17 protein-coding genes are annotated in these 25256 nt (G+C 42.1%); 11 read left to right on the top strand and 6 right to left on the bottom strand.

Annotation, left to right across the window (positions count from 1 at the left end; all coding sequences use genetic code 11):
• Nucleotides 1-43 precede the first annotated feature (43 nt).
• The 4 genes from dprA to AACU25_RS29780 all read left to right on the top strand — a co-directional run bounded on the left by dprA (nt 44) and on the right by AACU25_RS29780 (nt 4943).
• Nucleotides 44-1090 carry a DNA-processing protein DprA gene (gene dprA / locus AACU25_RS29765; RefSeq protein WP_422641114.1) on the top strand — a complete coding sequence of 349 codons (1047 nt, stop codon included), beginning with the start codon at nt 44-46 and terminating at the stop codon, nt 1088-1090.
• Between the two features lie 136 nt (nt 1091-1226).
• Nucleotides 1227-2786 (top strand): NAD(P)H-hydrate dehydratase, encoded by a 1560-nt coding sequence (locus AACU25_RS29770; protein ID WP_096581841.1) that lies wholly within the window; start codon nt 1227-1229, stop codon nt 2784-2786.
• Between the two features lie 262 nt (nt 2787-3048).
• A complete protein-coding gene (locus AACU25_RS29775; RefSeq protein ID WP_096581843.1) occupies nt 3049-3279 on the top strand; it encodes a hypothetical protein in 231 nt (76 codons plus the stop codon).
• Nucleotides 3280-3296: 17 nt separating this feature from the next.
• Nucleotides 3297-4943, top strand: a complete 1647-nt coding sequence (locus AACU25_RS29780) for a tetratricopeptide repeat protein (RefSeq protein WP_096581845.1) — start codon at nt 3297-3299, stop codon at nt 4941-4943.
• A gap of 16 nt (nt 4944-4959) precedes the next feature.
• Here the strand turns inward: AACU25_RS29780 and AACU25_RS29785 are convergent, their stop codons facing one another.
• Nucleotides 4960-7104, bottom strand: coding sequence for a peptidase domain-containing ABC transporter (locus AACU25_RS29785; RefSeq protein ID WP_096581847.1), 2145 nt, complete (start codon nt 7102-7104; stop codon nt 4960-4962).
• 487 nt (nt 7105-7591) lie between these two features.
• Here AACU25_RS29785 and AACU25_RS29790 point away from each other — a divergent pair, with 487 nt between their 5' ends.
• Nucleotides 7592-7747, top strand: a complete 156-nt coding sequence (locus AACU25_RS29790) for a hypothetical protein (protein WP_190445862.1) — start codon at nt 7592-7594, stop codon at nt 7745-7747.
• 294 nt (nt 7748-8041) lie between these two features.
• Here the strand turns inward: AACU25_RS29790 and AACU25_RS29795 are convergent, their stop codons facing one another.
• Nucleotides 8042-8971 (bottom strand): protein kinase domain-containing protein, encoded by a 930-nt coding sequence (locus AACU25_RS29795; RefSeq protein WP_096581849.1) that lies wholly within the window; start codon nt 8969-8971, stop codon nt 8042-8044.
• An 81-nt stretch (nt 8972-9052) separates the two neighbouring features.
• Between AACU25_RS29795 and AACU25_RS29800 the strand changes: the two genes are divergently transcribed.
• A complete protein-coding gene (locus tag AACU25_RS29800) occupies nt 9053-10447 on the top strand; it encodes a beta-barrel domain-containing protein (protein WP_096581851.1) in 1395 nt (464 codons plus the stop codon).
• Between the two features lie 150 nt (nt 10448-10597).
• Here the strand turns inward: AACU25_RS29800 and rpiA are convergent, their stop codons facing one another.
• Nucleotides 10598-11308 (bottom strand): ribose-5-phosphate isomerase RpiA, encoded by a 711-nt coding sequence (gene rpiA / locus AACU25_RS29805; RefSeq protein ID WP_096584261.1) that lies wholly within the window; start codon nt 11306-11308, stop codon nt 10598-10600.
• Between the two features lie 264 nt (nt 11309-11572).
• Between rpiA and AACU25_RS29810 the strand changes: the two genes are divergently transcribed.
• Nucleotides 11573-12253 carry an S-layer homology domain-containing protein gene (locus AACU25_RS29810; protein ID WP_096581853.1) on the top strand — a complete coding sequence of 227 codons (681 nt, stop codon included), beginning with the start codon at nt 11573-11575 and terminating at the stop codon, nt 12251-12253.
• Nucleotides 12254-13170: 917 nt separating this feature from the next.
• On the opposite strand, the gene AACU25_RS29815 is transcribed toward AACU25_RS29810, so the two are convergent.
• Complete coding sequence (locus AACU25_RS29815; protein ID WP_096581855.1) at nt 13171-14667, bottom strand: hypothetical protein; 1497 nt, start codon at nt 14665-14667, stop codon at nt 13171-13173.
• An 802-nt stretch (nt 14668-15469) separates the two neighbouring features.
• Nucleotides 15470-17947, bottom strand: coding sequence for a phosphoenolpyruvate--protein phosphotransferase (gene ptsP, locus AACU25_RS29820; RefSeq protein WP_096581861.1), 2478 nt, complete (start codon nt 17945-17947; stop codon nt 15470-15472).
• Nucleotides 17948-18263: 316 nt separating this feature from the next.
• On the opposite strand from ptsP, the gene AACU25_RS29825 reads away from it, so the two are divergent.
• The 4 genes from AACU25_RS29825 to AACU25_RS29840 all read left to right on the top strand — a co-directional run bounded on the left by AACU25_RS29825 (nt 18264) and on the right by AACU25_RS29840 (nt 24233).
• Nucleotides 18264-21635, top strand: coding sequence for a HEAT repeat domain-containing protein (locus AACU25_RS29825; RefSeq protein WP_199347512.1), 3372 nt, complete (start codon nt 18264-18266; stop codon nt 21633-21635).
• Nucleotides 21636-21660: 25 nt separating this feature from the next.
• Entirely contained in the window at nt 21661-22281 is a 621-nt protein-coding gene (locus AACU25_RS29830; RefSeq protein WP_096584267.1) for a hypothetical protein, read from the top strand.
• Between the two features lie 64 nt (nt 22282-22345).
• Nucleotides 22346-23284 (top strand): nuclease A inhibitor family protein, encoded by a 939-nt coding sequence (locus AACU25_RS29835; protein WP_190446027.1) that lies wholly within the window; start codon nt 22346-22348, stop codon nt 23282-23284.
• Nucleotides 23285-23315: 31 nt separating this feature from the next.
• Nucleotides 23316-24233: a hypothetical protein gene (locus AACU25_RS29840; protein WP_096581865.1), complete on the top strand. Its 918-nt coding sequence runs from the start codon at nt 23316-23318 to the stop codon at nt 24231-24233.
• A 135-nt stretch (nt 24234-24368) separates the two neighbouring features.
• Here AACU25_RS29840 and AACU25_RS29845 read toward each other — a convergent pair whose 3' ends face one another.
• A complete protein-coding gene (locus AACU25_RS29845) occupies nt 24369-25208 on the bottom strand; it encodes an FAD-binding domain-containing protein (protein WP_096584270.1) in 840 nt (279 codons plus the stop codon).
• Nucleotides 25209-25256: the final 48 nt, after the last annotated feature.

Here is a 25256-nt window from a genome sequence, read left to right on the forward strand (position 1 = left end):
GACTTTTAGGGAATGAAACGGCCCTGCTGTATTCCTGGGGCGTTTGCAGCAGCATTTTGGTACGCTGTCTATAGCTTGGAAAGCCACAAAGGCGGAATTGTCGCAGGTAGAGGGTTTTGGTTTTCAGACTTTAGAAAAAGTCGTCAAACAGCGATCGCGTTTGCATCCAGAACAATTATTGATCAAGCACCAGGAAGAAAATCCCCATTTTTGGACACCAGCAGATGCAGATTATCCCCGCTTGCTATTAGAAACCCCTAGTCCACCAGCCTGTTTGTACTATCGCGGTGAAGTAGAACTGCAAGAAAATCTCGGAAATAAACCTTCAGTTGGGATTGTGGGAACTCGTCAACCTTCAGATTATGGCATCCGTTGGACTCGCCAAATTAGCACAGCCTTGGCAAAAAACGGTTTTACAGTAGTTTCGGGAATGGCTGAGGGCATCGATACCGAAAGCCATGCCGCTACAATTAAAGCTGGTGGCAGAACGATCGCAGTTTTAGGTACAGGTGTCGATATCATCTATCCACCCAAAAATCGGGAACTCTACAAGCAGATTTTGACTGCGGGATTAGTCGTGAGTGAGTATCCCGCCAAAACCCCACCCGAGCGCAGTCACTTTCCGAAGCGTAATCGGATTATTGCAGGTTTGAGTCGCGCCATTTTAGTTATCGAAGCACCAATAAAATCAGGTGCGTTAATTACAGCTACCTACGCCAATGATTTCGGTAGAGATGTTTACGCCTTACCTGGCAGAATAGATGATTATCCCTCCCAAGGTTGTTTAAAATTAATTAGTCAAGGCGCTTCCATAATTCTCAAAGAATTAGACGAACTATTAAAAACCCTGGGAGCAATACCACAAATCGATGTAGTGCAAGAATCATCAGCACCCCAGCAATTGAGTTTGCCAGATTTAGCACCAGAACTGCAACAAGTAATCAATGCGATCGCTTCTGATGCTTTACCATTTGATTTTATTATTCAAAAAACTGGTATGGATGCTGGTTCAGTTTCCAGCGCCTTATTACAGTTAGAATTGATGGGTTTAGTATCGCAACTCCCAGGAATGCGATATCAAAAAGTTTGATAGTTGCATCAAAGATTGAAAAGCAAAAATTTAGCTACCAGCTTGTTCAAAATTAGAAAACAAATTTTCCGTGTGAAGAATCAAAATTGAGAAGTCACCTCAAACTTTGCAATTCATCACTCTGGATTTAAGAATCATGACTCATCTTCAGCAGAGGGAACAAGAAATTTCCCAATACGTAGTTACCGCAGCGCAGATGCGGGATATTGAAGAGAGGATATTTGCGGCGGGAATGCCTGTAGTAGCTTTAATGGAAAAGGTGGCGGGATTAATTTCCCGTCGCCTACTGGCGATGATTCCTCCAGGTAAATCTCGGGTGGGGGTATTAGTCGGCCCGGGACATAATGGCGGCGATGCTTTGGTAGTAGCCAGGCAATTACACTTTCAGGGATATGAGGTTTGGATTTACAACCCTTTTCCTAAAGTTAAAGAATTAACTTCACAGCATTTGCAATATGCCCAGAGTTTAGGGATACCCTGTTATCAAGCAATTGAGCAGTTGCCAAATTGTGATTTATTAGTTGATGGTTTGTTTGGCTTTGGTTTAGAAAGAAAGCTCACTGATGCTGTAGCCTCTGCTATCGATCATTTTAATACTTGGAAACAGCCGATTTTTAGCATTGATTTACCCTCCGGCTTACACACTGATACTGGTGAAGTGTTAGGGACAACAATTCGCGCTACAAATACGTTTTGCTTGGGTTTGTGGAAGCAAGGTTTTCTACAGGATCAAGCTTTAGATTATCTTGGCAAAGCTGAGTTAATTGATTTTGATATTCCTTTAGCTGATGTGCAAGCTGTACTTCAAGATGCGCCGAAAATTACCCGCATCACTACAGCCAAAGCCATCTCAAATTTACCGTTACCTCGTCCCCCAGTCACCCACAAATACAAAGAAGGACATTTACTATTAATTTGCGGTTCTCATCGTTATGCTGGTGGGGCAATTTTAACCGCTTTGGGTGCCCGTGCTAGTGGTGTGGGGATGCTCTCTATTGCTGTACCAGAGTATATTAAACCTCTGTTAGTGTCCCATTTACCAGAAGCTTTAGTTGTAGGCTGTCCAGAGACAGAGACAGGAGCGATCGCTCATTTACAATTACCAGAAAAGACAGATTTAAATTCCTTCGATGCGATCGCCTGTGGCCCTGGTTTAACTACAGATAGTACTCCCATTGTGCAACAGGTAATAGATAGCGATCGCCCCTTGTTGCTTGATGCTGATGGTTTAAATATCTTGGCGCAAATGGGAACTATCCCCAGCTTACAAAAACGCCAAGCTACAACCATACTTACACCCCACGAAGGTGAATTTAAGCGATTATTTCCCGATATCCCGAATATTCATCAAGATAGAGTCAAAGCTGTGCAACAAGCAGCCATGCAAAGTGGGGCAATAGTTTTATTAAAAGGCGCAAGAACTGCGATCGCCAATTCCCAAGGTTCAGTGTGGCTAAATCCCGAAAGTACCCCAGCATTAGCCCGTGGTGGTAGTGGCGATGTGTTAACTGGGATACTTGGCGGACTTCTGGCACAAGCCGTAAAAAAACAAATTGCCCTAGAAGATATGGTTGCAACTGCTTCCTGGTGGCATTCCCAAGCCGGAATTTTAGCAGCCGCAGAACGTACAGAATTAGGTGTGGATGCGTTTACTTTGACACAGTATTTGATGAAAGCGGTAATGGGTAATGGGTAATGGGTAATGGGTAATGGGAGACAAGAAGAGAAGGGAGAAATCATTAATTCTCTATGCCCAATGCCCAATGCCCCAATCAAAATTCAGAAATTGAGCATATTCAAGATGAAGTCTAAATTCCCGTCTGAAATTCGGCGGGAATTTACATAAATTGTCTAGTTATCGGTGAAGAGTAGTTATTGGCAGTAACACACTTTCCTGAAAACTTATCTGTCAAAGGTATTTTTTCTACTAAATCTATGACCGTAAATAGGAGTAATCTATGTTTAACAATACTACTAGTCAAGTTGCCACAAATTCTGCTGCTATAGGCAATACAAGTCAAAGTTATGGAGCATTTGATATTACTGTGGGAGTTTCAGCGATTGTTTTTCCCATTATTTTAGTTCTCAGTATTAATGCTTATAGAAAATACCGTACTGCTGCTCGGCGGGAAAAAATCGCCTATTTAGAGAAGGTTTGGCGTATGACTAGTGCTAAGAAGAATGTTTGATCAAGGAAAGCTGGAAGATGAAGTATTTATTTTTAATATGGGTGCTGATATTATCTTTATTTGCTCCAAGTAGTGCGATGTCTACGACGGACTATGCCTACGCTCTCACGCAAGAGTCATATACTTTAATATCTGGGCTGGGAACACATCACCATCCGGTATCTACCGAAAATACCCAAGCGCAACAGTTTTTCGATCAAGGACTAAATTTAATTTACGCTTTCAACCATGAGGAAGCAGCGCGTTCTTTTAAATATGCAGCCGAACTAGATCCACATTTAGCAATGGCGTATTGGGGAATGGCACTAGCTTTGGGGCCTAATATTAACCTGGATATAGACAGCGATCGCGAATTAGCGGCTTATGATGCTATACAAAAAGCTGTGGCGTTGTCTGAATATGCATCACAACAGGAACAAGGTTATATTAATGCCCTAGCCAAGCGCTATTCTAATAATCCCCGTGCATATTTATATAAGCTGGCGCTAGATTACAAAAACGCGATGTCAGATTTAGTCAAGCGTTATCCCCAAGATTTGGATGCTAAAACACTATACGCTGAAAGCTTGATGGATTTGCATCCTTGGCAACACTGGACTAAAGATGGCAAACCGTTAGAAGATACCGAAGAGATTGTAGCGGTTTTAGAATCGGTACTGCAAAGTGACTCCAACCATCCGGGGGCGAATCACTACTATATTCATGCAGTAGAAGCGTCACTAACTCCCGAACGCGCCTTAGCAAGTGCTAACCGGTTACAAACCCTAGTACCTGCAGCCGGACATTTGGTACATATGCCATCCCACATTTATTTCCGTGTGGGAGAATATACCAAAGCCATGCAGTCAAATGCCCTAGCGATCGCTCAAGATGAAGCTTACATTGTCAAAAATCATGTTGAGGGCGTTTATCCGGCAATGTACTATAGCCACAATGTGCATTTCTTGGCAGTAGCCGCAGCGATGGCTGGTAGATATCAGGATGCTGTGCAAGCCGCAGATAAATTAGTCACAATGGCTACACCGTTTGCCGAGAAAGAACCAATGGTTGAGGGCTATCTAGGAACTAAACTATTGGTTCAAACACGCTTTAGCGATTGGGATAATATTTTAAAAACACCTGCTCCCGATGATAAATTTGTGACAACGAAAGCGCTATGGCATTTTGCTCGGGGGATGGCGAATGCTAGCACTGGTAAACTGAAGGATGCAGAGAGCGATCGCGCGGCTTTATTAACTGCTCAAAAAACAATACCCGCCACCGCAACTATTGGGATGAGTCCCGCCAGTAGTATTTTAGACATCGCCAGCAACCAGTTAGACGCGAAGATTGCCAAAGCCAAACAAAACTATGAATCTGCAATTAAATATTTAGAAACAGCAGTAGCCGTGGAAGATGCCCTCAACTACATGGAACCACCAGACTGGTACATTTCCAGCAGAGAAGCATTAGGTGGTGCTTTATTAGCTAAAGGTGATTATGCAGCCGCCGAAAAAGTATTTCGTGCAGATTTGCAAAAATATCCTTTGAACGGGCGTTCTTTGTTTGGCTTACAAGCAAGTTTGCAGGCACAAGGACAAGAAAACGCCGCCAAACTAGTGCAAGCTCAATTTACCAAAGCTTGGCAAGATACCGATACTCAGTTATTGGTGGAGAATTTTTGAGAATAGGGTATTTCAACTATGGCTTGAGGAAGCTCAGGTGTTCTCCATCCTGGGTAAGTAACTCATTCACTGTTCCCTGAAGTTTGAGTTCACCTTTCTCTAGCAGAATTACCCAATCTGCCCGTTCAATAACTCTAGGACGATGGCTAATAATAATTGTCATTTTCCCCTGGCGATGAAGTAGCAATTGATCTAACACCTCTGCCTCAGTTTGGGGATCTAGGGAACCAGTAGACTCATCTAGAATCAGAATTGGCGGATCAGTGACAATGCCCCTAGCAAGGGCTAACCGTTGTCGCTGTCCTCCAGACAAATTTGCCCCAAATTCACCTAATACAGTTTGATATTTATCAGGCATCTCACTGATAAATTCATCGGCTCCCGCAATAGAGCAAGCTTTAACAATTTGCTTAAAGGTTACTTGAGGATAACTAAAGTGGAAATTATCAACAATAGAACGCTTCCAAAAATGGGCATCTTGGGGAACTAACACTATCTGTTGTCGTAGACAATCTACTGATAGGTCAGAGTGGTTATACATGCCAATCCGAATATTGCCAGATTCCAGATGATACAGTCCAGCTAATAATTTTACTAGTGTACTTTTACCGCAACCAGACTTGCCGATGAGTGCGATCGCCTTTCCTGCCGGCAAAGTAACAGAGAAATCTTTCAACAAATCTCTGCGTCCTGGATGGTGAAAATTAAGTTGAGTGCAAACAATATTATCACTACCAGAAATTTCAGCCCAAGCCTTGTTCTCATCATTTAAGCTTTCTGGTGTTGCATCTAGAACTTCCGTTAAACGTTCGATAACCAGTTGAGCAGTGATCAAATCATCTCCTAACCCAACTGTAAAATTGAGAAAGCCAATAAAATTGCTGCTCATGGCAGTGAATGCCAACAACTGTCCAATAGTTAAGGTGCGATTAATTACTAAATAACTTCCCATCCACAGCAAGGTAACACTGGTTAACTTCGAGAGAATATTAGTCAATGTCTTGCTGAAAACTGAAAGTTTCATTGTGCTCCAGTTCAGATGCGCTAACCGCCCAAAATTCTGCTGATATTCCTCCTCTGCTTGAGGAGTTGCCTGCGTTGTTTTTAATACCTGAATACCCCGAAACGTCTCCACTAAAAAACCCTGACTTTCACTTCTAAGTACGATCGCCTCACGAGTTTTGCGCCGTTCGGTTGGCATAAACAAAAGATCAATTATGGTAATGAGCAAAAAGCCCAGAAAAGATACACCAGTTAGTACCCAACTGTAAGAAAGCATAAAGCCCAGTGAAATCAGGGAGGTAAAAAACTGGCTGGGCAGCTGCAACAGAACTCTCTTTACCAAAGTATTTACTGTTCTCACATCGGCAATGCGACCAGTTACTTCTCCACTGCGATGAGATTCAAAATAACTCAAGGGTAAGTGTAATAACTTGTAGCCATACTCCATCAGCAGTCCGAGATGCATCCGTTGCCCGAAGTAGCCCAATAAAAAAGATTGCACAACGCCAATCAGATTACTAAACAGATTCAGAGCAATTACCCCTAGGGCAACAACTGTTAATAGTTGGGTGTCACCTCGCACCAACACATCATCAGTCAAAATTTGTGTGAGAAAAGGAGATGTCAAAGACAGCAAACCAATCGTGATGTTAATGATAATCGCTTGTAACAAAATCCAGCGATAAGGGAAAGCCCGTTTGACAAATCGCCCAAATCCCCCAACCTTGTCTGATTCTTGAGCATAAAATCTTTCTGCATCGGGTTGCAGCAGCAGGATTACACCATTACGCCAACCCTGAAGCAATTCTTCTTGAGTCAGATAGCGCAACCCAATCGCTGGATCACCGACAATATATTTCTTACCCCGCTTCCCATACAGCACTACCCAGTGATAACCTTTCCAATGAATGATGGCGGGCAAAGGAAATTGCTGCATTTGCTGCAAAAAATCTTTGTCGACTTTCACACCTCTGGTATGAAACCCCAACGCTTCACAGCCACGCTTCAAGCCCAGTAATGTTGTGCCTGTTTGCATAGTTCCAACAGTTTCGCGGATGCGGTTGATTGTAAATATGCGCCCGTAAAACCGGGAGATCATTGCTAGACAAGCAGCACCGCAGTCTTCTTGGCTATGTTGGCGTACATGGGGATATTTCATCGGGGAGCAATTTCACAAGTTCCATTCTCAGGATTCCCCATCAAGAACAGTTACTCACAAAAGTACCGAGAGCAACGAGGCTAATATAGCGCATTCTTGATTGAGTCCAATACAGACATAACCCCCAACCCTTCCCTTGCAGAGAAGTGGAGTAACGATTCAAAGCCTCTGTCAAAGTGTATTGCTTCTATTCGAGAACCTCCATAGATGAGCTGACAGAGATGTCATCACGCTTGCGGAGGATTTCCTACGTATATATAAAGTTACTTTTCTTACCATGACCCTAGTAATATCAGCCTTTGACATCACAAAACCTAACTCTCTTCACAAAAAATTCATAATTATTACCTTTAATAACCAATTTTCTCCATCATAAATTTCATATTAAATTCAGCAGTTACACGACTGAGAAAACAGAGATAAACAAACGATAGTGAATACATGAAGCCAAACAGGGCTGTTCTACAACACAAATAAGGCAAAATTCATGCAAGTAATTAATAACATTCTGGGTTCTGAACTGGAAATTGGCACCGAATTGACCGAAGCTCAAATGGAACTACTTTGTGGTGGTGAAGACGAACCAGTAGAAGAACAAGTAGAAGAATCAGCAGCAGAATCAGCAGCAGAATCAGCAGAATAAAAAAGCGTAATACTACTGAATCAATCAATTCACCTGAAAACTTCAAACTAGCCAGTAACTTATTAATTACTCAAGTTACTGGCTAGTTTTTTAGCATTACTGAATGGCGCTATAATTTATGTAAATTGTTGAGGACTTCTGAATATTTTCAATAATTATTCTAATTTTCATTATTAAAGCTGTAGGTTCAAGCAATTTAAATTGCTTGAACCTACAGCTTTAAGTGAAACCTTAAAATAATTTCTAGTCTAAGAATACCTTTATTTAGTAATATTTAATTTTTTAACTATCCTCTCACACTATTAAAACTTGATTCAATTCCTCTACAATTTTCAGAGCAGATTGATAGCGTTGTTCAACTCGATGCCTCAACATTTTGTCCATAATCTCGCTCAAGTCATCACTAACTTGAAGATGTGATTTCCATAGTAATTCCTCTGTGGTTGAGTCGCGGGTAATTTTTTTAGGAGGCATACCAGTTAGTAAGTAAAAACAGGTAGCGCCGAGTGCAAATATATCGCTGGCTGGAACAGGTTGTTTGCCATTTTCTGGTGGAACATAACCAGCCGTGCCAATAAACACAGAATTTGCCGTTTTTAAGGTTGATTCATTTGGTAGAGATAGATCCGCTGCTAACCCAAAATCAATTAATACCAGTTGGCTATCTCGCGTTCGATAAAGGATGTTGTTAGGGTTGATATCTCGATGGATGACTTGATGCTCGTGGATATGTGCTAATACAGGCAAAAAATCCCTCAGCATTTGTTTAACATCAGTTTCGCTTAAGGCACCTAACTTTTTTACTGCCCGCATTAAGGGCACCCCATGAATGTATTCCTGAATCAGATAAACCCGCTCGGTATCTTCAAAATAGTCTACAAAGTGCGGTAGTTGAGGATGGTGGAGTTTTTGCAGGAGATGGGCTTCTCTCTGAAAACGGGAAAGCGCTTTTTGTACCTTCTCAGGCTCGGTGTTTTTGGGACAGAACTGCTTGACTACGCAATGAACTGGGTTGGGTTGAACCTGATCGATCGCTAAAAATGCAGCACCAAAGCCACCTCGTCCCAGCTGAAGCAAAATATCAAACCGCTCATGCAAAGTTAACGAAGAACCACAAGCTTGGCAGTTTTCAGTTGCGCTCAAATTCTTGGGTTGCGGACAATCTGGATTTAGACAATACCTCATACACCAATATCTACTTGCGATTTTGGTTATTATGCCCATTGCTTCACTGGATTAACATGAAGCCGTGCGTTTTGACCTGAATCTGGGAATTCTACTAAAGAGGATTAAAACTAGCCGTTTATGTTGAGTGATACCAGCCCAGATACTTTTTTATCGGTTTCCCAAAGTCCTAAACCCATACATATAGATGTTGGAACAGAGGGACTGCAAACCGCCACTATGGATGAATTTCTGCCCCCTTTGGGAATTTGGACAAAATTAAGTGGATGGGTTATCCTCGCTGGATTTGGGGCGGCTGTGGTACTGGCATCAATCGCTCCGTACAATGTTGTTGTTAAAGCACCTGCCATTGTGCGTCCGGCAGGAGAACTGCGTTTAGTACAGGCAGCAATGGAAGGAACAGTCAAGCAGATTGCCGTACAGGAGAATCAGGTGGTGAGTGAAGGCGATGCGATCGCAATACTCGAAGATTCTCAACTGCAAACTAAAGCAAGTCTTCTGCGCGGCAGTATTCAACAAAATCAGTTACAACTAGCTCAGATTGCCGCCGGGTTAGCGGCATTAGATGGCAAGATTACTGCTGAAACAACGGCAATGCAGCGATCAATGACCTCTGCACAAGCTCAATTGAGGCGGAATCAACGGGACTATCAGGATCTTCACGTCAGTACAGAAACCGAAGTTAAGGAAGCAAAAGCGGCTTTATCTCTAGCTGAAGATGAGTTAAAACGCTATCGTAGCTTAAGTGAAAGTGGTGCTATCACCCAGTTGCAAATCAGAGAAAAGGAATCGGCTCAACAGACAGCGCAAGCTCAATTAGAGAGAGCCACCTCTAAACTCAATCCCAGCCAAGCCACAGTTGCGATCGCTCAAGAACAGATTGCCCTGGCACAGGCACAAGGCCAGTCAACCCTGGCAACCTTACGCAAAGAACGAGAAGCCTTGATTCAGGAACGTTTAACTGTTAAAAGCCAAATTTATAAAGACCAAAAAGACCTGAAACAGCTGGAAATTGATCAACAAAAGGCGATCGTGCGATCGCCAAAAAGCGGCACCATCCTGAAGCTGGAACTGAGAAATCCTGGTCAAGTTGTGCGTTCAGGAGATACCATTGCCCAAATTGCTCCCACCCAGAACTCATTTCTGATCAAGGCAAGGGTTGCAGCTCAAGATGTTGGCAATATCAAACTTTGCACAGCTAGCGAGATTCAAACCTGTCGAGAAGGCAAGGTATTTTTGCGCGTCTCCGCTTATCCCTACACAGACTATGGCACATTAACCGGAGCCGTTCGCGCTATTTCTCCCGATGCTATTACCTCCCAAGGCAGTAATGCAGCAAACAACTCCGCCCCCTACTATGAAGTCACGATCGCGCCTGAAAAACTTTATTTAGAGCGGAATTACAAAAAATACCCCATCAAAGCTGGAATGGAGGTTTCAGCAGAGATTGTTGCTCAAGAGGAAACGGTACTTACATTCATTTTAAGAAAAGCCAGATTACTGACTAAGCTGTAAATATTCTATAAAATTAGTATTTGATTTTTGAAATATACATAGGGGAGCCACCCTTGTGTACGGTTTTCCCGCGTTGAGAGGAGTGGCGTTGGGCAGTGCAAAACTTCATCTAAGACTTTGAAAACACGCCCATTCCCCATTCTCTAGTCCCTAAAACTGCCTTACTAATGGCTGACCGTCTTTAACTTCGCCAACTAAGACTAAATCGACGCAATTGACGAAGATACCATTTTCGAGAACACCAGGAAGATTATTCAGTGTTTTTTCTAGGTTTACTGGGTCGTCAATGGAGTCAAAGCGCACATCTAAAACGAAGTTTCCTTGGTCGGTGATGACTGGGCCAGCTTTTTTAACGCCCATACGGAGTTCTGGTTTACCGCCTAGTTTTTTGATGGCATCAGTTACAGGAGTAATCGCCATAGGAATTACTTCCACTGGAACCGCAAAGCTAGAACCCAAACGGTCTACTAACTTTCCACTATCAACTACGACAATAAACTGATTTGCCAAGTAATCTACAACTTTTTCGCGGGTGTGGGCTGCACCACCGCCTTTAATTAAATTCTTCTGGGGGTCAACTTCATCTGCCCCATCGATGGCAATATCAATGTGATCAATAGCGTCCAAGGTAGTGAGAGGAACGCCGTATTGCTTTGCTAGCACTTCTGATTGAAACGAAGTAGGAACGCCCACAATATCTTTGAGTTCACCAGATTGAAGGCGTTCTCCCAAAAACTGAATGGTGTACGCCGTAGTTGAACCCGTACCCAACCCGACAATCGAACCTGATTTGACTAAAGCGGCTGCGGCTTTGCCAACTTCTTGCTTCATCAACTTCACGGGGTCTGCTGCTGCGGTCATTCCCAAAAATGCTCCATATAACTTATCTAAAATGAACATAACCTAAAGTCACATACATTTTGCGTTGGAGTTTAGGGGATTGGGGAATGGGTAATGGGGAATGGGTAATGGGTAATGGGAACTAGGGATTGGAAATTAGGGACAAGGGGACAAGGGGAGGAAATAATTCACAATTCAAAAGTTACGAAATATACTTTACATTTGACTCTTGACTCTTGACTTTTGACCCTTGACCAACACCAAATGACCAAGAAAAATATAATTATGCGTCAATTTATTAGTAGTTTATCCTTAGTTTTTTTGCTACAAAACTTACCAGCATTTCAACTATTACAAGTAGCACAAGCAACTTCTAGTGACTCATCTGAGGCTATTCAACAAGTAGTTGCTGCTAAGTGGATGAGTAACTCTTCTGATGGCAAGTTTTATCCAGAAAGGTTTGTGAGTCGCGCAGAATTAGCCGCGATTATGGTTAAGGTATTTCGCTTGGATAAACGCCAAGCTGCTAGTAAAGAAAATGTAGCAACTGCAGATGTACCATCCTCTCATTGGGCATTTAATGATATTCAAACAGTTTTAAAAACCGATATTATGAAAGGCTATCGGGGTAATTTGTTTTTCCCTAATCAAAGAGTGACAAAGGCAGAAGCCTTAGCAATTTTTGCCCAAGCTTATGGTGTATTTCAGTTCCCTGAAGATACTGTCAAAGATATTCTCTCTTCTCATCCAGACGCAGCTTCCATTCCAACTTGGGCTAGACAAGCGATCGCCACTGTAATTAGCGAAGGTTTTCTGACTACAGATGCTCAAGGAAATATTTTCCCATTGCGTCCTATGACACGGGGGGATATGGCTGATGTATTAAGTAAATATTTACAACGACAGCAGAAACAACCAGATACTCCAGTAGTTCCTACGAGTCCAGATAGTCCACAATTACCTTAGAGGATATTTGAAAAGTCTGTAGTAGTGTATCAAATATTTTTTACCCCACCCTAGCCCTCCCCTTAGAAAGGGGAGCCACTGCGTTGCGGGGGTTCCCACGGCAGTCCGCTCAAGTCGGGAAACCCGCCCACGCGGCTGCCTCCCCGTTGTAGCAAGTGGCGTGAGGGAACTGGATTTTCCGGTCTCCCCCCTTGACAAGGGGGGATTAAGGGGGGTAACAGTGCAATTAAAATCACAGGGAAAAACTTTTCAAACAACCTCTTAGTCACTGGGATTGAATCAGAATCAGGTTTTCAGGTTTAAAAGCCTTCAATGGCTCATGGATAATATTTTGCGATCGCTTTGACTACAATTCAAACATCGCCAGTCACAAAAGCGATCGCAGCTTCTAATACCAAATCAAATAATGTTTGCGACACATCAATAAATATTCTAGAGGGCACGGCAATGCTTTCTTGCAATCTGTTGTATAAAATAACATTGCCTGCATAGGCGATCGCTTAAACTTTAACCCTTAATGTTCAAGGTTTAAGGCTTAATGTTCAAGGTTTAAGGCTTAATGCTCAAGGTTTAAGGCTTAATGCTCAAGGTTTAAGCCTTAATGTTCAAGGTTTAAGCCTTAATGTTCAAGGTTTAAGCCTTAATGTTCAAGGTTTAAGCCTTAATGTTCAAGGTTTAAGGCTTAATGCTCCAGGTTTAAGGCTTAATGCTCCAGGTTTAAGGCTTAATGTTGTAAGAAAACTCAAGATTATTGACGAAAAATATAATACAAATGTAAGCCCTTACTGTTGCCAATACTTGTCGGTTAAGGGGGAAAGGGGAAGGGGAAAAGGGGCAAGAAAAACCTTTAACCCTTACCCTTTCACCTTTTCCCCAAACCAAATTCCGAGTATAAAATCCTTAACCGAGCAGTATTGTTACTGTTGCAGCTTTTTCTGAGCAGATACTAGCAGTTTTTGCGCTTCTGCGTAGGCTGTTGTCCCAGTTTGGATAGTTTTTAGCCGATTGATAACGCCTTGGATTTTACCTTTTAACTGCTGAGGACTAGAGGGAGGAGAAGCTATCAAACCTTGGATTTGTTCATTGGCTGCTTGGAGAGATGCTTGTGCTTCACTTTCGGCTTTGCGTCGAGTTTCAATAATGCCTAAGTTAGTTTGATATTCTGCTAAAAGTTTTTGCGCGGCTATATAGCCTGGTTCTTCAACGCGAATGTTTTCTAGCTGATCGATTGATTTTTGCCATAATTTGGCAATTTGTTCCCACTTTACTACAGAATGGGGCGGATTTTGCGATGCTTTGGCAGCTGCTAGGGCAAATTGCTTGGCTGCTTCAATATATGTACCGCTACGAGGATCGGCTACTGTTTTGAGTTTGACTTGATAACCAGCGAGTAACCTTTGTGCTTCTAAGTAGCGAGGATTTTCTGTAGGAATTTGATTGAGACGCTTAATCGCTTGTTCCCACAATTCTGTTGCGGCTTTGGGTTGTGTTGGTTGAATTTTTTCGGCTTCTAAATCAAATTCTTGCGCCGCAGCAATAAATGTACCGATGCGGGCGTTATCAAAATCGCGTTTGTAGGCTTTCAGTTTACTTTGTGCTGTTTCTCCTGCAAATGTGGCTTTGGGGATTTGATCTAATTGATCTATGGCTGCTTGCCAAGAAGCGATCGCATTTTCTTTATCCTTAATACTGGTAGCTTTTTCGTATTGCTGGCGTGCTAGCTTGAGTGCCATTTCTCCTTGTTCTAGGGGTGTAAAAGCATTCCTATCTTGAAAAGCTATAGCTTCTATCCGCGCTACTCTCCCACGGGCTGCTTCAAATTCATCTACGGTAAACTTCCAAGTGCAACCAAAAAAATTACAATAAGCTTTGGGATAATATCCTAAAAACCAAACTGGTAAGTTATTCAGATTTGTTTGGGCTGCTGCAGCTTTTTGGGAACCTTGCTCAATATCAGCTGGACTTGTAGCTTGATTAATTAACTGGTCTGCTTGCTCTAGGTTTTTAATTGCCTCACGATAGTGATAATCCATGTTGATGTAGCTAGGCAACAAGAGGATGGGAGCAGCGTTAGCAACAGGCCAGCGAATCATGGGGTAGGGCAAATTTACCACCCATAATATTCCTGTGGAACTCCCCAAAAGTATAGTTACCCATTTTAATTTGGTGAAAAAACCCGGTGATTGATTAGCTTTTGCGGCTTGTTTGAGTACTTTCTCGCTAAATTGTGGATAGATATCAATCACGCTATCTCGTAATTCATCCAATTTAGCGCGATCGCCTTTTTCTTTACACAGTTGTTCTAATCGCTTAATTACTATTTCCTGCTCAATTTTGCCTACCTGATCTTTACCACTACATCTTTGAATTTCTGCTTGCAAAATTTGTAGAGCTTTTTTATTGAGACGATACATAGGAATTATATGTAATTTATAATCCTAGTATTCCCATGCTGTGCCTACTTATAAATCAATAGGCTTGGGTTAAGCTCATTAGCGATTGATTTGTCATTTATTAAAGAAGCCAGAAGAATTGGGGGATTCTCCCCCAAACCCCCGATTGGGTGACGGTTGCGTCCCCCAAACCCCCTCCAAAATTATTGTTCTGTTTTTTGTTGAGTAACTGGTTTTTTATACCAATTTTAAAAAAGAATGCGACAGATGGTAGGGGCATGGCATTGCCCATAGGTGTCAACTTAACGTGAAACCCGCTTGGAGACAACGTTCTGCCCTCACCCCCAGCCCCTCTCCCTGTGGGCTACGGTGTACACACAAATCGGAGTTATTTTGAGATCCGGGTTTTACCCCCCTTAATCCCCCCTTGGCAAGGGGGGAAACCGGAAAATCAAGTTCCCTCACGCCACTTGCTACAACGGGGGGAACCCCCGCAACGCAGTGGCTCCCCTTTGCAAGGGGAGGGTTAGGGTGGGGTAATTCGAGGAATGGTAATGATTCGATAACTTGTGTGTACACCTTAGCTCCCACAGGGAGAGGGGAGCAAGAGATTTAGTTCCCCTTCTCCTGGGGGAGAAGGGGTTAGGGGATGAGGGCGCGAGGTATTTGTACAACGCCCGCCCTATATAGCTTTTAGCTTAAGTTGACCGTATGGGTGTACCCCTGCGCTTAAGCAAGCTACGCGTAGCGTCTTTGCAGGAGAAAGGGTAAGGGTTAAAGGTTTTTTCTTACCCCTTTTCCCCTTCCCCTTTTGCCCTTAACCTTATGAAGTGAGTTGTCTAACATGGGTGGCGGAATCTAGTTGTAAGGCTGATGCGGCGATCGCCTGACATTCACTGATAGTTAATTGGGCGATCGCTTGTTTTAAGATGGGGATGGCTTGGGGATTAACGCTCAATTCATCTAATCCTAATCCTAATAAAATCTCTGTCGCTGATGGATCGGCGGCGAGTTCACCACATAATCCTACCCAAATTCCCGCCGCATGACCGGCTTGGACTGTTTGTTGTACCATTCGCAACACTGCTGGGTGGAGTGCGTCTGTTAAATTGGCGACACGGGGATTATTGCGATCGCCTGCCATGACATACTGGCTAAGGTCGTTAGTACCGATACTAAAAAAGTCTACCTCGGCTGCTAGCTGATCGGCGATGGCTACGGCTGCGGGTACTTCGATCATAATACCGACTTTGATGTTGGCATCAAAGGCAATACCAGCTTGACTAAGTTCCCGTTGCACTTCATTTAATATGGCTTTAGCTGCCCGAACTTCGGTGATTGTGGCAATCATCGGCAGCATAATTTTAATATTATGTCCGTGGCTAGCGCGCAAAATTGCCCGTAACTGGGTTCTAAATAAATCAGGATGATCTAAACATAAGCGAATTCCCCGCCAACCCAGGAAGGGATTTGTCTCTAATGGAACCTTAATGTAAGGCAGTGGTTTATCGCCACCGACATCTAATGTCCGAATAATTAATGGTTGTTGATCTAAAACTTGTGCGATCGCTTGGTATACTGCTAATTGCTCCTCTTCCGTGGGAGCACTTGTCCTACCTAGATACAGAAATTCTGTACGCAGTAGTCCTACTCCTTCAGCGCCGCTAGCTAAAGCAACTTGAACGTCAGCTATACTACCGATGTTGGCAAATACATTTACTTGCTGACCATCGCGAGTCATGGCTGGTTGATGTGCTTTGGCTAGCGCTTCTTGTTGCGTAGTTCGCCATGCTTCGCGTTTAGCTTCTAATATACTCAAAATATCTGGTTCTGGCTCTACCCAAGCTTTGCCACTCTCACCATCAAGAGCCATGATTGTGCCGTCTTCCAGATACAATATGCCTGCATCTACGCCTAAAACGGCGGGAATCCCTAATGTGCGGGCAATAATTGCACTGTGAGATGTGGCACTACCGGAAGTCGTACAAATACCTAAAACTTTACTGGGGTCTAATCCGATGGTGTCGGAGGGAGTTAAATCACTGGCTACTAAAATCGCTGGTTCACTGAGTTCCAAAGCTTGCGCTGATGTCCCGGCTAACAACCGCAGCACTCGCTGTCCTACATCCACCACATCTTCAACTCTTTCTTGTAAATATGCATCTTCTAATTGGTGGTAGCTAGCAGCGACTTCATCAACCACAGCTTGCCAAGCAGCTTCAGCGTTGAGATGATGATCAAAAATCCGCACTCGTACTGCTTCTAACAATACCGGATCTTCTAAAAACAGCAGATGGGCGACAAAAATTCCTGCTTCTGTGTCGCCAATTTGCATGGAAGCTTGGGAAAATAAGGCTTGAATTTGTTGTTGTGCAGTAGCGATCGCTGCTTGTAACCTTTGCCACTCGGCTTCTACATCTTCTACGTTATATTCTGTAGGTATAACAGCAGCCGCTTGATAATGTACCACAGGTGCGATCGCTACCCCTGGTGAAGCTGCAATTCCCGAAAGTTCGCCATGAGTGGTTGGGGTATGGTGTTCTACGGCTGGTGGTAATTCTAAAGCAGAATCATTTTCCCCAAAGTTATTGGCGATTAATTCCGCCAACGCTGCTAAAGCCTTTTCTGCATCAGCACCGCTGGCTGTAATTTCTAACTCATGTCCTTGACGCACCCCTAAAGTTGCGACTTGATTAATACTGTCACCTCTAACAGTATTTGTACCTCTAGTAATATTCTTTACCCAAATCTGCGATTGAAACTTAGAGGCAGTAGTGACAAATTGTGCTGCCGGACGAGCGTGTAAACCCAAGCGGTTGTTAACTGTGAGGCGGATTTCCTTTGTTGCAGATTCTGTGCTAGCTGTAGCCACAAGTGATAGAGGACTATTCACAACTCCTAATAAAGTTGCTTTTGCTACTAAAGCAGACCGTGCTTCTGCCATTACTTGCTGGATATTATGACCAAGTGAAGCTGCAACCACAGCTGCGATCGCACCTTCTACTAGCGGTGCTTCACACAAATGCACCTTTTGCCGTTGTTCTGGTGAGAGGAACTCCAGGGCCATTTCTGCACTCATCAAAGCGCTACCCAGATCCATTAATACCAGCACACCATCATCACTAAATACAGATGCGATCGCTTCATAAACCTGCATCGGATCTGTACCCAAAGGATTTTCCGGATCGTCAATCCCCGCTGCGATCGCCAGGGGAACCCTACCCTGAACCATTTGCGCTGCTAGTTGCTGTACGCCAAGCGCGAGTTGTTGACTGTGAGAAACAATAACAATTCCGACCACGGCAACACCATCAACTCTTTTGAGAGACTTTTGCTGAGTCAGTGAACACTAATGGTTAACTGTTGACTGTTGACTGTTAACTGTGAACTGTCAACGACTTTAAATAAAATAATTTATTTTTTGCAGTTTCCTTACATTCTTCCATTTTCTCGCAAGAAAATCAGCGTTGATTTTCAAATCGCAACTTTATATGACAAAGTCGAATTCTGTTTGCTATGTAACAGTTCTGGGAATTATGAAGATAGGAATAAAAACTACGACTGTAGTTTATCTCCCGCAGCTTTCATAGTATAAATGTACTATTAGTTTAGGTTTTATGGTGATGCAACCTCTTCAGCCTGTTAGCGTAGCCGATTTACAAGCATTTTTAGATACACCAGAGCAGTTATTACAGCAGTCGCCGCAATTGCAATTAGCTGTTGCTAGTTACATTGAAACGCCGCGATCGCTCTTAGAAGTCTTAGCTAATAGCACTGATACCCAAGTATCACAAGCCGCTAGTTTACACGTAAATTATGCCGGAGAAATCACAGAAAATTGGCAGCAAGTGGTAGATACCATACTGCAACAACAGCAACTCGGACAAAATGACAGGCTAGCTGTAGAATTGCTCAAATTGGGAACTGTACCGCCATGTTTTTTCAGCGAATGGGTTCCCGCAGAAAAGCTGATTCCAGCGTTGCGTAATCCCCATATGCCATTAAAATATCGTTTGCAATTACTCGAACGCTTGGCGCAGGAACCAACTTTAGAACCACGCTTACAAGTTGCAGAATCACCAGAAACACCGTTAGCAGTATTAGAGCAGTTGGCTGGCGATTTAGAATTACCTATTAGGTTAGCGGTGAAATTTAACCCTAGTTGTCCACCATCATTAATTGAACTGGTGGAAGGACAGCATACCGTTGCATCTGATTGGAATACCGATGCAGAACAGCTAACCATGTTAGGACAAAGCCGTTGGCCTTGGATTCGTTTGGCGGTGGCGCAAAATCCCTCAGCGACAGCAGAAACTTTAATGCAGTTGGCTGGAGATGGGGTATATAAAATTCAGTTAGCTATTTCTCAAAATCCTCTGGCTCCAACACAAGCACTCAATTTGCTTGTAAATCATTACTATGACGAAATTCAAACGGCTCTAGCCAAACATCCCAAGACTTCAGAGGAGGCATTATTAAAACTATATCCCAAACACAAACATACAATAATTACTCAAAGAAAAAATTTACCACTAAGCATTATTGATCAACTGGTACGCGATCGCAGTGACAAAAATTTTTACTACTACGTCAACTCTGTAATAAATCAGCCAAACACATCAGGAGAAATTCTCGAACTTTTAGCCAATGATTCCTTAGAATCGATGCGAGTTAAGGTTGCTAAACATCCACAAGTATTAGTAAGTACACTCAAGCAACTAGCTAAAGATTCAAGTTCTGAAGTACGAGAAGCAGTGATCAGCCATCCAAAAACACCAAAGGCTGTCAAAAAGTCTTTATTATCAAAGAATCAAACGAATTATGTTTACCGTATTTCATCAGGATTTAAACCAAAAGACCAACAGCAGAAATTAGAGCAACAAAGCCAAGATCCAAACACATCACCTCACATCTTGGCAGAATTGGCAAAATCATCAGATAGCATCATCCGTTGTTATGTAGGGAAAAATTCCTCAACACCTCTGGAAGCTTTGATTGAACTAATGAAAGATAGTAACTTACAAGTACGAGAATGTGTGTTGAGAAATATCAACATACCTTACTTGGAAGAACATCAACGAATAATGATAGAAGAAGAATATAAGCAAATGATTTTGGGTCGTTATCGGTTGCTTTTATCTCAATTAGATACGGAAGAAATTACTAACGCTCATCAATTAATGGCGCGGCGCACTGATAGTCCTTATGCATTGGCGCAGGTTTTAGAAAAAGGCGATCGCAATTCTAAACTCACAGCCGCACGTAGCAATAAAACTCCTATCCAAGTATTACAACAACTAGCAAAAGATGCAGATGAAGCTGTGCGGCAAGCTGTCTCACAAAATGCCAATTTACCTTTACATAACTTACTAGAATTGGCGCGAGATCCAAGTGTGAATGTGCGCTCCAATCTTGCCTATAAACCATCTCATAGCAAAACACCAACACCTATTCAACTATTAGAAATATTGGCACAAGATGAATCTGAGCGAATTCGCGCCAGAGTTGCAGAACATCCCAATACACCTGTGGAAATATTGGTGCGGTTAGCCAACGATAGCAGCCGTGAAGTCAAAACCAAACTAATTGCTAACCCTAACACTCCCACAACAATTTTAAATCGCTTGGGATTAGAAGAAAATCTCGTTAATCAACGCAATCCCAATACACCAGGAATTGTCCTTGCTCAAGCAGTTAAAAGCATGAGTGGGAAAAATCTCGCTGATTTTATTAAACATCCTGTCAAAGGTTCGCAAATGCCGGCAGAAACTTTGGCACAGTTAGCAACTCACACCGATAGTTCGGTGCGTTATCGCGTCGCGTCGCACCCCAACACCCCAGCCACAGTTTTAAGACAGTTAGCTAGAGATTCGTATGTCGCTACAGTTCGTGCTGTCGCCAGTAATCCCAACACATCCCCGGAAACCTTGGAAGTACTCGCCAGTCATCCAGATTTTACAACGCGTTTGGATGTAGTTCGCAATCCCAATACACCGCCTCGCGCACTTTCCCAAATCGTTCAAAGTACCCAAAATTCAGGAAATACCCCAAATCAAACCGTGGATATGCTCAAGAGTGCATTTCCTGGTAATCATAATGATGTGCTGCGTTCCATAGCTGGTAATCCGCACACACCTATTGAAGCATTAGAGATTTTAGCCAGAAGGGAATTTGTCGGTGCAACACCCGATCCGCAAGCATTGATTCCACCTACAACCGATGATGAGATAGTGCGATCGCTTGCATATAATCCCAGCTTAACACCACAACTGCTCGCCATTCTCACTCATGACCCTAGCATAGAGGTGCGAGTTTGTTTAGTTCGCCATCCCAACTTAACAGAGGCTTTATGGTTGCGCTTGGCTGAAGATACAGCAATCTCTGTACGGGAAGCTGTTGCAGCTGCAAACAACGCACCTGTGAGTGTTTTGGAATTATTGGCGCGGGATGAACAAAGCGAGGTACGAATTAAAGTAGCCACAAACTCTAATACATTAATTCCTGTTTTAGAACTTTTAGCCAGAGACGAAAACCCCAGTGTCAGAACTGCTGCGGCTAGTAATCCTCATCTACCAGAAAGCATCCTGACACAACTAGCCAGCGATGAAAAAGTCGAAGTTCGCCGCGCAGTTGCTCAAAATCCCAACACTCCGGCTGCTATTAAACAAACGCTGCGCGATTTGCTTGTTCAACCTAACACCCAGCAAGCCACGAGTACCACCTTGCGCGGAATCAGCCGCATTTACAACCCCAGCAGCGACGACATTACAACCATACTTGCAGAATACGCGAATTCCGACAACGCCTTTGTCCGCTTAGTAACCCTACTCCACCCGCTAACTCCCCCAGAAATTTTGACACAAGCAACGCAGTCTGCATCTTGGCTGGAACGCTATGCAGTTGCAGATAACCCCGCAACTCCAAGGGAATTACGTCAGCAGCTTACCCAAGATAGTAATCGAGTTGTTCGTGTAGCAGCTAAAGTTTAGTTGTGAATAATTGAGGATGTTGCAGATGGCATACAGTGATTTTACACTTGCTAAAGTTCGAGAGGCTTTTCAACTTGTAATTGATGAAAAGCGTAATTTATTCAAAGATGTGTCACCTGTTCAACCTTCCACCACTTTAACAACTCTCTTAGAAGAATATACTCAACTAGCAACTGCCATTAACACAGATAAAGCTCGTTCAGAATTACTAATTATGCCAATCCTCACGGAAGTTAGGCGACAGTTAAACTATCAAATTTCGCTGTTTTCTGGCACAGATTTTGATGTGGATGCTAGTAAAGGATTGAATGGATTTTGTGATTTCATCCTCTGCAATTCTGAAGAACAGTTTTACGTTAAAGCGCCTGTTATGACTGTTGTTGAAGCCAAGAATGAAAATATTAAAAGTGGTTTAGGGCAATGTATAGCCACTATGGTAGCAGCCCAATTATTCAATCAAAATTATCAACAAGAAGTCAGGACAATTTATGGAGTTGTCACTAGTGGAACGAACTGGCGATTTTTAATCTTAGAAGGACTAACAGCATACATTGATGCAGTTGAATACTATATTAATGATGTGAATAAAATTTTGGGAATTTTATTACAACCCTTTCAACCTGCTTTACTCCCAGCATCTTCCTAAATCAGCAATTTCAGGTGTGTTTCACTTTGATAACACACCTTCAATACATTTAATTTCTGAAATTATGCAACCAAAAACAGAACAACTTCTTGCAACAATTCAAGTAATTCTTGACTCTAAATCTGGCTTTCATTTACCAGGACATGAAGATGGGGGATATATTTACCCATTTGTTTGGGATGCAACCGAAAAAGGTGAATTTAATATTCTCAATCTTAGCCTTTCTCAAAATTGGTTAAAACTTACAGATATTGAGAATACAATCAAGAGTTGGCGGACAATGGATTATGCTAGTAATTTTAATAGCTTTGACTTCAATGAAAATGATAAAAATGCTTGGGCTAATAAAATAGAAAACTTATATCAAATCATAAGAGATAATTTACAAAATTTAGAATCTTTTTATGTCAAAACTTCCTCTTACTTTCCCTCAAGCGATCTAGTTGGTTTAATTGTTGGTAAAACAGCAGATGGCGATTGGGTTACTGTTTTCCAGACTGTTTATAAAGAAACTCGTATTCCGCAAGGACTAATTTCTCGCGATCCTGTGAATTACTCTATCCCTACTCAAGTATTAGGAGAAAATACACTAAATTTAATCTCGCAACTGCAAGCAATTACTTCCGAACTGGGAACAATTAATTTAAACGGAGATTTTGGCGGCGGTTATTACTATGATTATGATTATCAAATCGTCTATAGTGCTGCTGAAACCAAAGAAGCCGCAATTACACAATCTCTGCAAGGTTCAGAAATGTTAGAAATTAGCCAATTTAACAATTTCTATTCTGAGCAAAAATATTTATATGATTGGTATAGCGATTCTGAAGCTGAATATGCAAAACACAATAAATTAAATCAATTTCTCAAATCTAATTTTGCAAAAATAATGATGTACAGATTTAGCTTTTGGACTCAGGAAAATATCTACCTTATTGGTGAAACTGCTGGTGGTGATTGGACAGGTGTATATATCAAGAGCGAATTTGTATATAATCCGTAATTTTGAACTTAACATTTAATTAAAATAACCTATGCACGCCGAAACAGAAAAATTGCTGGGTACCTTAGAAATTCTCTGTTCTAATGCTTTTATTTGGGAACCTATCTACCAAGGAGAATTTAACCTATGGAATTTGATGATTTCTCAAAGATTTGTCAACCTAACCGACATAGAACTAGCTTTTGAACATTGGCAAAATATTGAGGAATGGGGAACGCCTACAAATCAAAAAGAATATGGTGAGTATGCTCCTACTCGTTCCGAACGCAAAGATAATAATTGGAATCAAAATATTGCTGCTGAACGCCAAGAATATTATCAAAAAATTCAGCATATCCTGACTAAAAATTGTCAAAATTTGCAAGCTTATAGTTTATCTATCCCCAAATCAAACCATCAAAGTTTTGAGTGGGGACATCCTGATTTTTCTGTATCGATATTAGTGGCTGAAACTCACAATAATAACTGGTTATGTCTTGCACCTACTGTCCCCGATCAAGTCAGCTATAATCGCCGTAAAACAAACCCAGCCACAACGAAAATTGTCCGTGAAAAATCAGCAACTTTAGCGGATGAAAGTTTAATAACCGAAATTCAATCATTTCTCGATCACCTCACATCAATTACCATTTACGGCTACTACCACGGCGGATATAACTACACTTATCAACATCATCTCGTAGGTGCATACGCCAAAACTAAAATATCTGCCATTGAACTAGCACTACAAGCCGCAGCAATAGTGATGATAGAAAAGCTAACTGTTGAATATGCTAATGATGGTTACAATAGCCGCAAACTCAGCCAATTTATGAACCAGTGTTTACAACATTGCACTCTATACACTATCAGCTTTTGGGATATTGGTTACACCTACGAAGTCGGACAAACTCCAGCAGGCGATTGGATTGGTGTACATTCAACAAGCGAATTTGAATACAATCCTTAGCCGAACAAACACCCAACTCCAAACACTAATACTTGTACCAATTTGAAAAAAGAATGCGACAAATAGATAGATACAAAGCCTTGTCTTGTCTAAATTCTTAATTTTGAATTTTGAATTTTGAATTTTGAATTGGTATTATCTTTTCTTCTTCCCACGTTGCCAACTTTGGCTATTAGGTTGTTTGTTAAATTCACCCTGGGGGAATAGTCGCTGTTCTAATTCTTCATAACTACCTTCAAAATCACAATGACCATAAAGCGGACATTGGCGACAATAAACTCCGTTGGTGTAACGTTCTAAATTTTCGCGGTTGAAATAGTAGGGTTTTTGGCTAAAAGTACTCGCCACCCATTGCCATGACATATTATTGCTAGCAGGATCGCCATCTAATAAATGTTGTAGAAACCATTTTGCCCCAGCTTGCCAACGAATCCGCCGCCAATGGACAATATAAGCTGCTAACCACATCCGAGCATGGTTATGTAGATAGCCTATCTCTCTTAAATTTTGACTAAAAGTATCAATGCATACTAAGCCTGTACTACCTGTTTGAATATCTTGCGGTAAATCAGGGGCGTAATTTTTAACTGTGTAACCAGTTTTATATGCTTCTTGGTCTTCCCAAATTCCATTTCCTAGCTTCGCATATAGCTTTTGCCAGTAATCGCGCCAGCCTAATTCATTAATTAATTTAGCCGCATCTTCAGGGTTTTGTATCTGCTCTTGTACATAATCTCGAATTTCTCGTAGACTGAGAACTCCATAGCGAATATAAGGTGAAAGCTTTGTGACTGCACCAGTTAAAAAATTACGTGTTTTTGCATAGGTAACTGGGTCAACTTTTGCTAATGCTTGTTCTGCAGCTTTTCGTCCCCCCACTATTTCGCTGATAGAATCATCCCGTTCCGCCGCTTTCGGGAACTCTTGGCGAAGATAGGCTATTAATTCATCACGATGAGAAAATTCACGTCGCATTTTTCCGATTAATTGATAATTTTGGCCTTTGGTAATTGGGAATCGGTA

This window comes from Tolypothrix tenuis PCC 7101 (assembly GCF_963874875.1).
In the GTDB taxonomy this organism is placed as follows: domain Bacteria; phylum Cyanobacteriota; class Cyanobacteriia; order Cyanobacteriales; family Nostocaceae; genus Aulosira; species Aulosira tenue.